Raw genomic sequence first — 12,621 nt, forward strand, 5'->3', positions numbered from 1 at the left:
AGTCAGGTCCCTTCCGTCGTCACTTGGAGACGTTGGCGGCCGGGGCGTCGTCTCCGAGGAGCTTGCCGTCCGAGGTCTCGAACTGCTGCTTGAAGGCGGCGATGGCGTCCCCGATGGCCTGGATCGTGTCGTCGTTCATCTTGCCGCCCTCGGCGATACCGGTGAGGAGCTCCTTGCGCTCGCGGCGCAGGTGCTCCAGCAGCTCGGTCTCGAAGCGGCTGATGTCCTCGACCGGGACGTCGTCCAGCTTGCCGGTGGTGCCGGCCCAGACGGAGACGACCTGCTCCTCGACGGGGAAGGGGGCGTACTGCGGCTGCTTCAGCAGCTCGACGAGACGCTTACCGCGCTCCAGCGACGCCTTGGAGGTGGCGTCCAGGTCGGAACCGAAGGACGCGAACGCCTCCAGCTCGCGGTACTGGGCGAGGTCCACGCGCAGTCGGCCGGAGACCTGGCGCATCGCCTTGTGCTGGGCGGAGCCACCGACACGGGAGACCGAGATACCGACGTTCAGCGCGGGCCGCTGGCCGGCGTTGAACAGGTCGGACTCCAGGAAGCACTGGCCGTCGGTGATGGAGATGACGTTGGTCGGAATGAACGCCGACACGTCGTTCGCCTTGGTCTCGACGATCGGCAGACCGGTCATCGAACCGGCGCCCAGCTCGTCGGAGAGCTTGGCGCAGCGCTCCAGCAGACGCGAGTGCAGGTAGAAGACGTCACCCGGGTAGGCCTCACGGCCCGGCGGGCGGCGCAGCAGCAGGGACACGGCGCGGTAGGCGTCGGCCTGCTTCGAGAGGTCGTCGAAGATGATCAGGACGTGCTTGCCCTGGTACATCCAGTGCTGGCCGATGGCCGAGCCGGTGTACGGCGCCAGGTACTTGAAGCCGGCCGGGTCGGACGCGGGGGCCGCGACGATGGTCGTGTACTCCAGCGCGCCGGCCTCTTCCAGCGCACCGCGTACGGACGCGATGGTGGAGCCCTTCTGGCCGATGGCGACGTAGATGCAGCGGACCTGCTTGTTCACGTCGCCCGAGCGCCAGTTGTCGCGCTGGTTGATGATCGTGTCGACGGCCAGCGCGGTCTTGCCGGTCTGCCGGTCGCCGATGATCAGCTGACGCTGACCGCGGCCGATCGGGACCATCGCGTCGACGGCCTTGTAGCCGGTCTGCATCGGCTCGTGGACCGACTTGCGGACCATGACGCCGGGAGCCTGCAGCTCCAGGGCACGCCGGTCCTCGGTCGCGATCTCGCCGAGACCGTCGATCGGGTTGCCGAGCGGGTCGACGACACGGCCGAGGTAGCCCTCGCCGACCGCCACGGAGAGGACCTCGCCGGTACGGGTGACCGACTGCCCCTCCTCGATACCGCTGAACTCGCCGAGGACGATCGAACCGATCTCGCGCTCTTCGAGGTTGAGGGCGAGACCGAGGGTGCCGTCCTCGAACTTCAGCAGTTCGTTCGCCATGGCCGAGGGCAGTCCCTCGATCCTGGCGATACCGTCTCCGGCCACGCTGACCGTACCGACCTCCTCGCGCGAGGCCGCGTCCGGCTTGTACGACTGGACAAAGTTCTCCAGCGCATCCCGGATCTCCTCCGGCCGGATCGTGAGCTCCGCCATCTGGGTTCCCTGCTCTCCTTGTTGGGCCCGAAGTTTCTTTGGGGGGCTGCCATGTTCCGGGGGCGGCCCCCAGAAAGATCTTCTGCAATCTCTGCACGGCCCAACCGGGCCGCTGGTCTTGCTCTGTTCTGTTGCCGGCGCCGGCCGGTGGTCCGGCTGGTGCCGGCGGCTGTCCGTCGGGCTGCCGTCAGCCGGCCAGCCGCCGTTCCGCCTCTTCGAGGCGAGCCGCGACCGTGCCGTTGATGATCTCGTCGCCGACCCGCACCGTGATCCCGCCGAGGACCTCGGGGTCCACGTCCAGGTTCAGGTGCATGGTGTGCCCGTAGAGCTTCGCCAGAGCCGCGCCGAGGCGCTGCTTCTGTACGTCGGTGAGCGGCACCGCCGAGGTGATCACGGCGACCCTGCGGTCCCGGCGCGCGGCCGCGAGCCGGGAGAGGGTCTGGAGACCCGCTTCCAGGCTACGTCCCCGGGGCCGGGTCACAAGGCGCACTACCAGACGCTCGGTGACCGGATTCGCCCGGCCCCCCAGCAGACTGTGCAGCAGCTCGGTCTTGGCGGCGACCGTCGCCGACCGGTCGGTCAGCGCGGCACGCAGTCCGGTGCTGGACTCGACGATCCGGCCGAACCGGAACAGCTCGTCCTCCACGTCGTCCAGCGTGCCGGCCCGCTGCGCGGCGGTCAGCTCGGCGAGAGCCGCCAGCTCCTCCACCGCGTCGACCAGGCCGCGCGCGCCCGACCAGCGGGCCCGGACCATGCCGGAGACCAGGTCCGCGGTGGTACCGCTCACCTGTCCCGCCAGCAGCTGCCCGGCCAGCTCGGCCTTGGCCTCACCGGTCCGCGCGGGGTCGGTGAGGACCCTGCGCAGCGACGCCTCGCGGTCGAACAGCGCGGTGACGGCTGCCAGCTCGTCCGCGAGCTTCGCCGCGTCGGCCGACGTGGAGTCGGTCAGCGCGTCGAGACGCTCGCGGGCGGCGGCCAGCGCCGCACGGCTCGCTCCGTGCGCAGTCACCGGCTCGCCTCGGCCTTCACGGCGCCGTCCTCGAGCTCGTCGAGGAAGCGGTCGATGGTGCGGCTCTGCCGGGCGCTGTCCTCAAGGGACTCGCCGACGAGCTTGCCGGCCAGGTCGGTGGCGAGCTTGCCCACGTCCTGACGCAGCGAGCCGGCGGCCGCCTTGCGGTCGGCCTCGATCTGGGCATGGCCGGCGGCGATGATCTCTTCGCGCTGCCGCTGGCCTTCCGCCTTCATCTCCTGGATGATCGCGGTGCCCTGCTCGGTCGCCTCCTGGCGGAGACGCGCGGCCTCGTGCCGGGCTTCGGCGAGCTGGGCCTTGTACTGCTCAAGGACGCTCTGCGCCTCGATCTGAGCCGCTTCGGCCTTCTCGATACCGCCTTCGATCGCCGCGTGACGCTCGTCCAGGGCCTTGTTGATGGCCGGGAGGAGTTTCTTCGCGAAGACGAAGTAGATAATGCCGAAACAGATCAGACCGATGACGACCTCGGGCCAGACCGGGAGCAGCGGGTTCTGCGGCTCCGTGGATGCCAGGTACATCATGGTGGACCTTTCGTCGGATACGGCTATGTCCTGACCCTCAGGGTTTACTTGAGGATGAACGGAACGACGAAGCCGATCAGGGCGAGGGCCTCGACGACCGCGAAGCCGAGCAGCATGTTCTGACGGATCAGGCCGGCCGCCTCGGGCTGACGGGCGATCGCCTGGACACCGTTACCGAAGATGATGCCGACGCCGATGCCGGGGCCGATCGCGGCGAGGCCGTAACCAATGGTGCCGATGTTGCCGCTGATGGCCGCGGTGGTCTCGAGAGCAGACATTGCGTGGTTCCTTCTCTTGGTGGGCCGGTGGGTGGTTGGTCCACCGGACGATGTGGGGTTCCGCGAGGTGGGCCCGTGGGGCTCAGTGGGCCTCTTCGAGCGCCTGGGAGAGGTAGGTGGCGGTCAGCACGGTGAACACGTACGCCTGGAGCGCCTGGATGAACATCTCGAAGACCGTGAGCACGAGGGTCAGGGCGAAGGACGCGGTGGCGTAGACGGTGCCGAGCAGCGTGCCGAGCATGTACCAGGTGGCGGTCGTGAAGATCAGGATCAGCACGTGGCCGGCGAACATGTTCGCGAACAGTCGGACGGCGAGCGTGAACGGCCGGACGAAGATGTTCGAGATGAACTCGATCGGGGTCAGGATGACGTAGATCGGCTTGGGCAGCCCGGAGGGGACGCAGAGGTTCCGGATACCGCCGACGAACCCGTTGGTCTTGAAGGTCACCGTCATGTACGTGACCCAGACCACGATCGCCAGGCCCGCCGGGAAGGCGATCACCGAGCTGACCGGGAACTGGGCGAGCGGAATCAGGGCCCAGAGGTTCAGCATCCAGACGAAGAAGAACAGCGAGACCAGCAGCGGGATGAAGGGCTCGGCCTTCTTGCCGATGACCTCACGGCCGATGCCGCGCCGGACGAAGTCGTAGAGCACCTCGGCGACCATCTGCGTCTTGCCGGGCACGACCTTCGGCTTGGCGAAGGCCAGCCAGAAGAAGACCATGATCAGAATCGAACCGATGACGGCCAGCAGCATCGGCTTGTTGATTTCCACCGGGCCGACTTTGGCGATCGGTTCGAAGATGAACGACCACACGCTCGGTCCCTCGAAACCACACCCCTTGAAGAGGTGGCAGTCGGTCTCGAAGGCGAGCACCTGCGTCGGGTCAGCACTCACCGGGGGCTCCTTCAGCGTGGCGCATAGGTACGGCAACCTCATGGTGTCGGCGCGGCGCGCAGCCACGATTCGGCACTGGACTGGTGAAACGGATGTGGGGACGACGGACGGGCGATGAGCCTCGCGTGAGAACAGGCGTCAGCTCGGATGCCCGCGTCCGCAATGCCGCAGTTGGCACCGGACGATAGCAGGGTCCCGAACAGGCACTTATTCCGGCCCTACCTCTCACGTCGAAGAACCGCTCTTCCCGGCCTTCTCGGCCGAGGTGGACTCGGGTTCGACGTAAAGGGTCTTGGCTGTCATGTACGCACGGGCCTGGGCCGCGATCCACACGAGGACCGTCCCGACCAGCGTGAACGCGAAAGCCTTGGGGTTGAACAGGGTGGTGTCCTTGACCGCCGCCATGAAGACGAACAGCAGGAGCAGCTGCGAGGTGTAGAGCAGCAGTCCCATCCCCTGGAACAGGTGCGGCATTGACTTCGCCACGCGTTCGAGCACCACGAGGCCGATACCCATGAAGACGATGACCACCGCCGTACCGATGACGGCACCCAGTGCTCCCTTGCCACCCGCGACCACACCACTGATCACAGCGGCGACCGCACCGACGGCGGCGGTGGGCACAACTGTGTGAAGGAGGGTCCGGACGTCATTGGACGGCATGGCGGCGGCTCCGCTGAAACTGGGTGGGGCAGATGGTGTCGTCAAGGACGAGCGTAAGGCCCGGTTCGAGAGGTGATTTCTCGGGCCAACGGACCGTCGCTCTAAGGTCCTTCGGCTCCGTCGCCGGGCTTAGTGAACAGTATCACAAACTATTTGATGAGGTCTTTACCATGACGGTGTGCTTACTGTCACACATGAGAGTTAGCGCGCGCGTGTGTGCAGGACAGCGCGGCAACTTGTCTGGTATTGCGGCTCGATGTGAAAAATGGCGCGCCGGTCAGGGACGAGAACCAGCCTTACGTGGCTCAGTCGAACGCGAACGAGCACTGAGAGCGGTCGCCCCGTTGACGCCGGCGGGAACGGGCATACGGTCCTCGGCCGCCTTGCCCTCGGTCGCCTCACAAGCCTCCTGAGCCTCCCGCGCGCCCTCGGGCCCACCCGGCTCGCGCTCGGCCGCCTCGTCCGGTGCCGCGCTCGGCGACTGCGGCGCCGACGGCTGTTCCCCGCCGTGCCGACGGCTGCGGCGCCGGTAGCGCGGCGGCACGAAGGACTGCGCCCAGAGCGGCGCCCGGGGGGTGAAGCGCGGCAGCAGCAGGAGCACCAGGCCCACCGCGCTCAGCCCGACGACGACGAACACGATCCACATCGACGCCGAGTGCACCGAGTACGCCACGACACCGAACGCGATCAGCGCCGACCAGAAGTACATGATCAGTACGGACCTGCTGTGCGAGTGCCCGATCTCCAGCAGCCGGTGATGGAGATGCCCCCGGTCGGCGGCGAACGGCGACTTGCCGTTCCAGGCCCGCCGGACCACCGCGAGCACCAGGTCCGTGAACGGGATCGCGATGATCGTCAGCGGCAGCAGCAGCGGAATGAAGACCGGCAGCGCGGCGTGGGTGGCCTGCCGGGTCGACCCCTCGAAGATCTTCAGCGCGTCCGGGTCGACCTGTCCCGTCACGGAGATCGCGCCCGCCGCCAGCACCAGGCCGATCAGCATCGATCCCGAGTCGCCCATGAAGATCCGGGCGGGGTGCATGTTGTGCGGCAGGAAGCCCACGCACATGCCCATCAGGATGGCCGCGAACAGGGTGGCGGGGGCGGCGGCCTCGATGCCGTAGCCGTACCACATCCGGTACGCGTACAGGAAGAACGCCGCCGAGGCGATGCAGACCATCCCGGCCGCGAGGCCGTCGAGACCGTCCACGAAGTTGACCGCGTTGATCGTGACCACGACCAGCGCCACGGTCAGCAGCGTGCCCTGGCCGGAGGTCAGCGAGACCGTACCGACGCCGGGGACGGGAATCCACAGGATCGTCAGACCCTGCATCACCATCACACCGGCCGCGATCATCTGCGCGCCGAGCTTGATCAGGGCGTCCAGTTCGAACTTGTCGTCCAGAACACCGATCAGCCAGATCAGCGCGGCCCCGGAGAGCAGCGCGCGCGGCTCGTTCGACAACTCGAAGACCCCGTTGAGGTTCTGGAGGTTGTCGGCGACGAGCAGTCCGGCGCACAGGCCGAAGAACATGGCGATGCCGCCGAGTCTCGGCGTCGGTTCGCGGTGAACGTCACGGGCGCGGATCTCCGGCATCGCTCCGGTCGCGATGGCGAACTTCCGCACCGGGCCGGTCAGCAGATAGGTCACCGCGGCCGTCACGCAGAGCGTCAGCAGGTAATCACGCACGGGCTGCCCCACAGGAATCGCTGGCCATCTCAGCCCCACACCCTAGCCCGCGCGGAGGCGTCGGGTGGAAACGGAGTCGGCATATGGGCAAGGACACCTGGGTAGGCCGGTTGGTTGCACTGCCGCCGGACCGTCGGCCTTTCTCTCAGGAAAGGGTCGCATACGGCGGAAACCGGCCCACCAGTTCCCGTACGTCGGAGCGGACGTCGGCGCGGACCGTACGCGCCCCGTCAGCGCCCTCCCGCAGCACGGAGGCCATCGCGTGCCCGATCCACTCCATCTCGCCCTCTCGCAGGCCCTGAGTGGTCACGGCGGCGGTACCCAGCCGGATGCCGCGCCCGTCCCTGTACGGCAGGGCGCAGGTGTCCAGCACCAGCCCCGCCGCGGCGAGCCGGCCGCGTGCGGCCCGGCCGTCCGCCCCCAGCGGCGCGGTGTCGACCGTGATCAGATGCGTGTCCGTACCGTCCGTGATGACGCGCACACCCTCCGCGTCCAACGTCCGCGCCAGCGCGCGGGCGTTGGCGACGACCTGATGGGCGTAGCCGGTGAAGGCGGGGCCCGCCGCCTCGCCGAAGGCGACGGCCTTGGCGGCGATCGTGTGCATCTGCGCGCCGCCCTGGGTGAACGGGAACACCGCGCGGTCCACCCGCTCCGCGTACCGCTCGCCGCACAGGATCATCCCGCCGCGCGGCCCCCGCAGCACCTTGTGCGTCGTCGCGCACACGACATCCGCGTACGGCACCGGACTCGGCGCCGCTCCCCCGGCCACCAGCCCGATCGGATGCGCCGCGTCGGCGATCAGATAGGCGCCGACGTCGTCCGCGATCTCCCGGAACGCCGCGTAGTCGATGTGGCGCGGATACGAGATCGATCCGCAGACGATCGCCTTGGGCCGCCGCTCCCGCGCCAGCTTCCGCACCTGCGCGTAGTCGATCAGCCCGCTGCCGGGGTCCACCCCGTACCCGACGAAGTCGAACCACCGGCCGGAGAAGTTGGCCGGCGAGCCGTGGGTGAGGTGGCCGCCGTACCGCAGCCCCATCGCCAGTACCGTGTCCCCCGGCCGCAGCAGCGCGGCGTACGCCGCGAGCACGGCGGACGAGCCGGAGTGCGGCTGCACATTGGCGTGCTCGGCCCCGAAGAGCGCCTTCGCCCGCCCGACCGCGATCCGCTCGGCGGCGTCCACCAGCTCGCAGCCCCCGTGGTGGCGGGCGCCCGGATATCCCTCGGCGTACTTGTTGGCCAGCGGCGACCCGAGCGCGGCGAGCACGGCGGGCGAGGTGAAGTTCTCGGCGGCGATGAGCTGGAGGCTGTCGCACTGCCGGCGCGCCTCCCCGAGGATCACCTCGGCCATCTCGGGATCCTGGCGGCGGAGGGCGCCGAAGGCGCGGTCGGCGCGGTCGGCGGGGTCAGCGCCGGGTGGCTGCGGATATGCCGTGGCGGCGGGGGTGGCGGGCATGGCGGGCTCCTCGGGCGAGACGTCCCTTCTCCAATGTAGGGCGGAGGGGAGCGTGGGGCGCGGGGGCGGGTGCGGGTGCGGTGGTGGGTGTGGGGGCGGCGGGCCTTCGGTGGATCGTGGTGCGGGTTCACGACGTCGCTGGTGCGGGGGCCGGGGGCTCCGGAGGCGCATGCCCGGACGGCATGATTTACGGCGCCTGCGGACCGGTGGTTCGTCTGCGGACCGCGTGCGCCACAAATCACGCTTTATTGTCCGGACACGCACCTCCTGCGCCCCCGTCCCCCTCCCGCCGTCGCGCCCCTCCCCCGCCACCTCCGGCTGTCAGGGGTGGGGGAGGTGGTCAGGGTGCGGGGCAGACGTGGTGCGGGCGTAAGGGGTGGGGAAGCATCCGCCGCACTGACCGGTCGAGGCGTTCATGTGCCGAACTGATCGCTGACGAGCGTCACGACGAGGACGACGAGCGCGGCGGTGGCCAGCGCTGGGATCAACCGGTCAACGGGCCAGCTCCGCCCAGATCCTCTTGCCGAACGGCCGGTCCTCAACGCCCCACCGCTCGGCCAGCGCCGCCACGATGAACAGTCCCCGCCCACGGACGCATTGGCCGGAAGTGGCGGCACGGAAGCGTGGCCGCCGGCGCACCGGGTCATGGACCTCCACCCGAACCAGCGCGGGCAGGACGGCCAGGACTGCCAGGACGCTGTCCCCGGGCTCGCTCCCGTACCGGATGGCATTGGTGACCAGTTCGGAGACCACCAGCTCGATATCGGCCGCCCGCTCGCCACTCGCCGTCGGCAGCCGACTTCCGATGAACTCGCGCGCCCACTCTCGTGCCGCGTGCACCGACTGCGGCTCGCTCACCAACATGAGCTGCGGCGGCGGTCCCGCCAGGGGAGGAAAGCAGATCCGGGCTGAGTCCCCTGGCGGTGGAATGGGTGAGTTGCCGTACCGCTCTTTGTTCGTCATCGTGATGACTCCCCGTCACCGATTGGTTTCTATGCCCAGGCAACAGGGACAAACTGATTGAGGGCACCGCCCCAAGGGGTGTCGAAGGGTGTCGCTTGCGCCACGCCCCGCGGAGAAAGTTGTTGATCATGAAAACACCGAACGACAAGCTCGCGCAGTGGCTCCATCGGTCGGCAATGAGCCGGGGAGAGTTAGCGCGGCGGGTGAAATCCAAGGCAGTTGAGTGGAAGCAGCCTCATATCTCGCCCGACACGACCCGCATTCGTTGCTGGCTCCAAGGTGAGACGCCACGGACGCCCCTCCCGGACATCCTGGCCGCAGTCTTCTCCGAGCGCTTTGGATTCCGGTTCACGACCTACGACTTGGGCCTCGGTGACGGCAGTTCAGCGGATGCGGCGCTCGTGTACAACTCCTCGTACGCGGCTACCGTGGATGTCGTCACAGACCTGGGGAGAGCTGACGTGGACCGACGCAAGTTCCTTGCCGCCGCACCGTTCGCCGCCGCTGCCGGAGTAGGCCCCTCGCGGGACTGGCTGATGAACGTGCTTGACCACGAGGTGGAACCGGGCCCGCGTGTGCGGCTCGAAGACGTCTCGGCCGTGAAGAACATGTTCGCCACCTTTCAGCGCATGGATGTCCTCCAAGGCGGTGGATCGGGCCGCCTGGTCCTCGCCGAGTACATGACGCAGCACGTCTATCCGCTGCTGCGTCGCACCCACGGCTCCGATGTGCGCGGTGCGCTGTGCGACGCTGCGGCCGAGCAGACATATCTGCTCGGATGGATGGCGTACGACAACGGCGAACACGGCACCGCGCAGAGGTATCTGATCCAGTCGCTGCGGCTCGCCGAGGAGTCGGGCAACCCGGCGCTCGGCGCCCATGTACTTGCCGGCATGGCCGATCAGGCCACGCTGCTCGGTGACCCCGCCGAAGGGCGCCGCCTCGCCCAGGCCGGGCGCCACGGACTCTCACGAGCGGACTCACTCGCCTGCCTGGCGGACCTGTGGTGCCTCGAAGCACGGGCCCTCGCCCTGCTCGGGGACAAGTCCGGCGCGGCACACGCAGTGGCACGGTCCGAGGAAGCGTTCGAGCGGGCACGGCCTGAGACGGAACAGGAGTGGGCCGCCTTCATCGACCCCGCCTACCTCCACGGCGAGCACGCGAATACCTTCCGCGACCTGGGCGACTCACAGAACGCCGAGGAACACGCGCGCCACTCCATCGACCACGCGAAAAGGCAGAAGCGCGCACGACGAGGCGCGATGTCACAGGCCGCGCTCGCGGTCTCGCATCTGCAACGTCAGGACCTCGAATCCGCCCACTCGGCCGGGCTGCGCACGCTGGCTCTGGCCCGCCAGGTGAAGTCGTCACGCTGCGTGGAAGCGGTACAGGACCTACAGCAACGCATGCGGCCCTTCGGGCGCCACCGCCTCGTCGCGGACTTCAACGAACGCGCCCGGGACCTGGTTGTCGCCGCGTAGAGGACCCTCTACGCCTGCCCCGAAGCCACGGCCTACGTGTGACGGATGGTCCAGTCGGCTACCGACTGGACCACATACGCTTGCCATTCTTGCGTCTGCGGATGCCGATACTGCGGGTCGTCGTGCACCGCGAACCCGTGCTGTGCCCCGTCGATCTCCAGAAGCTTGACTTCCGACTTCAGAGCCCCGACGGCGGATCGTGAACTCTCCACCGGAATGAAAGTGTCCAGTGTTCCGTGAATAAGGAGGGCAGGCGAGACGATATCCCCAAGAGCCCTGTGCGGCTGAAGATAGAAGAGTTCGTTGAGGAAACCGCGCCCGACCCGAAACGTAGGCGAGTGCTCCAGGAATCCACGGGAGGCCAGCTCCCTGCCAGCTGATTCGTCGATCGTGGCGTTCTTCCAGTACGGCTTGTCCTCGATGAACCGCTTCTTGTAGTTCAGAAGAGGGTTCATAAGAGTCAGGCTCTTTACCTCCTGCGGGTGGCGTGCCGCGAAGAGGGCACTGATTCCACCGCCGAAACTCGTTCCGATCAGGTGCACGGGACCACAGTCGAACAGCTGACGGACATGATCTGTGGCGGCCTGAATATCGTTGAGGACTCCCGCGATCGTCAGTTCCTCCTGACGCCCTTCGCTCTCTCCGTGCCCCCGGAGGTCAAAGCGCAACGAGCCGACGCCCACCGTCGCCAGGCCATCGGCAAGACGGCCGAAGAATCCGCCTTCCTCACGTGTCACCCCGCCGCCGTGAACCAACACCGCGACACCCCGGGTCGCATCAAGCGGGTACCCGACGCTGCCCCGGAGCAACAGACCATCGGGGCTGCGGAAGCTGGTTTCCCGAGTCATGCGCAGGCACTACCCCACCGTGCGGGCGAAGATGCCCGGGAGGCGCGCTGGAGCACTAGCATCACGTGGCATGCATCCGGTCAATCGCCACGGCGCACGGCTCTCGCTCCGCGAACTCACCACCGATGACGTGGACGCGGTCCTCGCCGTCTACGGCAGCTCCGAAGCGACCGAGCACCTCAGTTTCACCCCGCGCTCGCGCGACGACGTCGACGGCATCGTCGCCCGGTCCATGGCATCGGCGACGGCCTCCCCACGGGACGAGTACGCGCTCGCCCTCACACGGCAGGACAGCGACGAGCTGATCGGATTCGCCCGCCTGGCACTCGACCCGCACCAGCAACGCGCGGCCACGATCGGAGGTTGGCCGCCGGAATGACCGAAGAGGGACGCATCCGGGGCCACGTCCACGTACGCGGCGCCTGGCGGGACTCGATCACGTACGGGATCCTCCGTGAGGAGTGGGCTGCCGAGGGAGACTCCTAGCGTGGAGCGGAAGGCGGACGCGGTGATCCCGGTACAGACATGGTCCGACGCCCGGCGGCTGTGGGACTTCCACCGGATGCGTCACGAGGCGCGGCCGTGTTCGGTCGGGGTCGGGCTGGGGAGCCACGATCTCGGGGTGGCCGACGCGGCGGTGGAGTTGTACCGGCGCGGGATGGTGCCGCTGATCGTCTTCACCGGTGCGACCAGCCGGACGACGCGGGAGCGCATGCCGCGCGGGGAGGCCGTCCACTACCGGGAACGGGCACTCGAACTCGGCGTTCCGCGTTCCGCCGTGCTCGTGGAGCCGCGTGCCCGCAATACCGGCGAGAACATCCGCTTCACGCGGGAACTGCTGGAGCGGGCCGGGGTGGACGTGGCGTCCGTGCTGCTGATCAGCAAGCCGTACGAGGAACGTCGCGCCTACGCCACCGCGCGCCGGCTCTGGCCCGGGGCCGAGATCGTCTGCGCGTCCGCGCCGATGCCCTTCGAGACGTACGTGGAGTCCATCGGGAGCCCACGCCTCGTGATCGACATGCTCGTCGGCGCCCTGCAACGGCTGCTGATCTACCCGGCGCAGGGATTCATGATCAGCCTGCCCGTGCCCGACGACGTCACCGACGCCTACGAACGGCTGTGCCGCGCGGGCTACACCAGCCGCCTCGTGCCGTCTGCCGGGCCGGTGGCCTGAGGCTGGA

The 12,621-nt window shown here is 68.4% G+C and carries 14 protein-coding genes; 4 read left to right on the top strand and 10 right to left on the bottom strand.

Annotated elements, in window-relative coordinates:
- Window positions 1-19 precede the first annotated feature (19 nt).
- The 9 genes from atpA to OG627_RS09550 all read right to left on the bottom strand — a co-directional run bounded on the left by atpA (window position 20) and on the right by OG627_RS09550 (window position 9,012).
- The gene (atpA, locus tag OG627_RS09510) at window positions 20-1,615 is read right to left on the bottom strand and encodes a F0F1 ATP synthase subunit alpha (protein WP_329063363.1); all 1,596 of its coding nucleotides are present in this window, start codon (window positions 1,613-1,615) and stop codon (window positions 20-22) included.
- Window positions 1,616-1,802: 187 nt separating this feature from the next.
- Window positions 1,803-2,624: a F0F1 ATP synthase subunit delta gene (locus tag OG627_RS09515; protein WP_329063365.1), complete on the bottom strand. Its 822-nt coding sequence runs from the start codon at window positions 2,622-2,624 to the stop codon at window positions 1,803-1,805.
- A complete protein-coding gene (locus OG627_RS09520; RefSeq protein WP_329063367.1) occupies window positions 2,621-3,166 on the bottom strand; it encodes a F0F1 ATP synthase subunit B in 546 nt (181 codons plus the stop codon). Before OG627_RS09520 ends, OG627_RS09515 begins: the two co-directional genes overlap by 4 nt.
- 44 nt (window positions 3,167-3,210) lie before the next feature.
- On the bottom strand, window positions 3,211-3,444 hold the full coding sequence (atpE, locus tag OG627_RS09525; RefSeq protein WP_329063369.1) for an ATP synthase F0 subunit C: 234 nt from the start codon (window positions 3,442-3,444) through the stop codon (window positions 3,211-3,213).
- A gap of 82 nt (window positions 3,445-3,526) precedes the next feature.
- Window positions 3,527-4,384, bottom strand: coding sequence for a F0F1 ATP synthase subunit A (gene atpB / locus OG627_RS09530; protein WP_329072527.1), 858 nt, complete (start codon window positions 4,382-4,384; stop codon window positions 3,527-3,529).
- 183 nt (window positions 4,385-4,567) lie between these two features.
- Window positions 4,568-5,005, bottom strand: coding sequence for a hypothetical protein (locus OG627_RS09535; RefSeq protein WP_329063371.1), 438 nt, complete (start codon window positions 5,003-5,005; stop codon window positions 4,568-4,570).
- A 277-nt stretch (window positions 5,006-5,282) separates the two neighbouring features.
- A complete protein-coding gene (locus OG627_RS09540) occupies window positions 5,283-6,692 on the bottom strand; it encodes an MraY family glycosyltransferase (protein WP_329063373.1) in 1,410 nt (469 codons plus the stop codon).
- A gap of 145 nt (window positions 6,693-6,837) precedes the next feature.
- The gene (gene glyA, locus OG627_RS09545; RefSeq protein WP_329063375.1) at window positions 6,838-8,148 is read right to left on the bottom strand and encodes a serine hydroxymethyltransferase; all 1,311 of its coding nucleotides are present in this window, start codon (window positions 8,146-8,148) and stop codon (window positions 6,838-6,840) included.
- Between the two features lie 492 nt (window positions 8,149-8,640).
- On the bottom strand, window positions 8,641-9,012 hold the full coding sequence (locus OG627_RS09550) for an ATP-binding protein (protein WP_329063377.1): 372 nt from the start codon (window positions 9,010-9,012) through the stop codon (window positions 8,641-8,643).
- 227 nt (window positions 9,013-9,239) lie between these two features.
- Between OG627_RS09550 and OG627_RS09555 the strand changes: the two genes are divergently transcribed.
- Window positions 9,240-10,592, top strand: coding sequence for a transcriptional regulator (locus OG627_RS09555; RefSeq protein WP_329063378.1), 1,353 nt, complete (start codon window positions 9,240-9,242; stop codon window positions 10,590-10,592).
- Window positions 10,593-10,624: 32 nt separating this feature from the next.
- On the opposite strand, the gene OG627_RS09560 is transcribed toward OG627_RS09555, so the two are convergent.
- Window positions 10,625-11,440, bottom strand: a complete 816-nt coding sequence (locus OG627_RS09560; RefSeq protein WP_329063380.1) for an alpha/beta hydrolase — start codon at window positions 11,438-11,440, stop codon at window positions 10,625-10,627.
- A gap of 70 nt (window positions 11,441-11,510) precedes the next feature.
- Between OG627_RS09560 and OG627_RS09565 the strand changes: the two genes are divergently transcribed.
- Genes OG627_RS09565 through OG627_RS09575 form a run of 3 tightly spaced genes read left to right on the top strand, consistent with a single transcriptional unit; the run spans window position 11,511 to window position 12,614 of the window.
- Window positions 11,511-11,819, top strand: coding sequence for a GNAT family N-acetyltransferase (locus OG627_RS09565; protein ID WP_329063382.1), 309 nt, complete (start codon window positions 11,511-11,513; stop codon window positions 11,817-11,819).
- Window positions 11,816-11,926 carry a GNAT family protein gene (locus OG627_RS09570; protein WP_329063384.1) on the top strand — a complete coding sequence of 37 codons (111 nt, stop codon included), beginning with the start codon at window positions 11,816-11,818 and terminating at the stop codon, window positions 11,924-11,926. The genes OG627_RS09565 and OG627_RS09570 overlap by 4 nt, the downstream gene beginning before the upstream one ends.
- A gap of 22 nt (window positions 11,927-11,948) precedes the next feature.
- The gene (locus OG627_RS09575) at window positions 11,949-12,614 is read left to right on the top strand and encodes a YdcF family protein (RefSeq protein ID WP_329072529.1); all 666 of its coding nucleotides are present in this window, start codon (window positions 11,949-11,951) and stop codon (window positions 12,612-12,614) included.
- The last annotated feature ends 7 nt before the right edge of the window (window positions 12,615-12,621 follow it).

It is taken from the genome of Streptomyces sp. NBC_01429, from assembly GCF_036231945.1.
In the GTDB taxonomy this organism is placed as follows: Bacteria; Actinomycetota; Actinomycetes; order Streptomycetales; family Streptomycetaceae; genus Streptomyces.

Bases quoted from the DNA above. Each gene is read 5' to 3' on its own strand.
- atpE (WP_329063369.1), bottom strand. From the start codon at position 3,444: ATGTCTGCTCTCGAGACCACCGCGGCCATCAGCGGCAACATCGGCACC.
- atpB (WP_329072527.1), bottom strand. From the start codon at position 4,384: ATGAGGTTGCCGTACCTATGCGCCACGCTGAAGGAGCCCCCGGTGAGT.
- atpA (WP_329063363.1), bottom strand. From the start codon at position 1,615: ATGGCGGAGCTCACGATCCGGCCGGAGGAGATCCGGGATGCGCTGGAG.
- OG627_RS09520 (WP_329063367.1), bottom strand. From the start codon at position 3,166: ATGATGTACCTGGCATCCACGGAGCCGCAGAACCCGCTGCTCCCGGTC.
- glyA (WP_329063375.1), bottom strand. From the start codon at position 8,148: ATGCCCGCCACCCCCGCCGCCACGGCATATCCGCAGCCACCCGGCGCT.
- OG627_RS09565 (WP_329063382.1), top strand. From the start codon at position 11,511: ATGCATCCGGTCAATCGCCACGGCGCACGGCTCTCGCTCCGCGAACTC.
- OG627_RS09570 (WP_329063384.1), top strand. From the start codon at position 11,816: ATGACCGAAGAGGGACGCATCCGGGGCCACGTCCACGTACGCGGCGCC.
- OG627_RS09555 (WP_329063378.1), top strand. From the start codon at position 9,240: ATGAAAACACCGAACGACAAGCTCGCGCAGTGGCTCCATCGGTCGGCA.
- OG627_RS09560 (WP_329063380.1), bottom strand. From the start codon at position 11,440: ATGACTCGGGAAACCAGCTTCCGCAGCCCCGATGGTCTGTTGCTCCGG.
- OG627_RS09535 (WP_329063371.1), bottom strand. From the start codon at position 5,005: ATGCCGTCCAATGACGTCCGGACCCTCCTTCACACAGTTGTGCCCACC.
- OG627_RS09550 (WP_329063377.1), bottom strand. From the start codon at position 9,012: ATGTTGGTGAGCGAGCCGCAGTCGGTGCACGCGGCACGAGAGTGGGCG.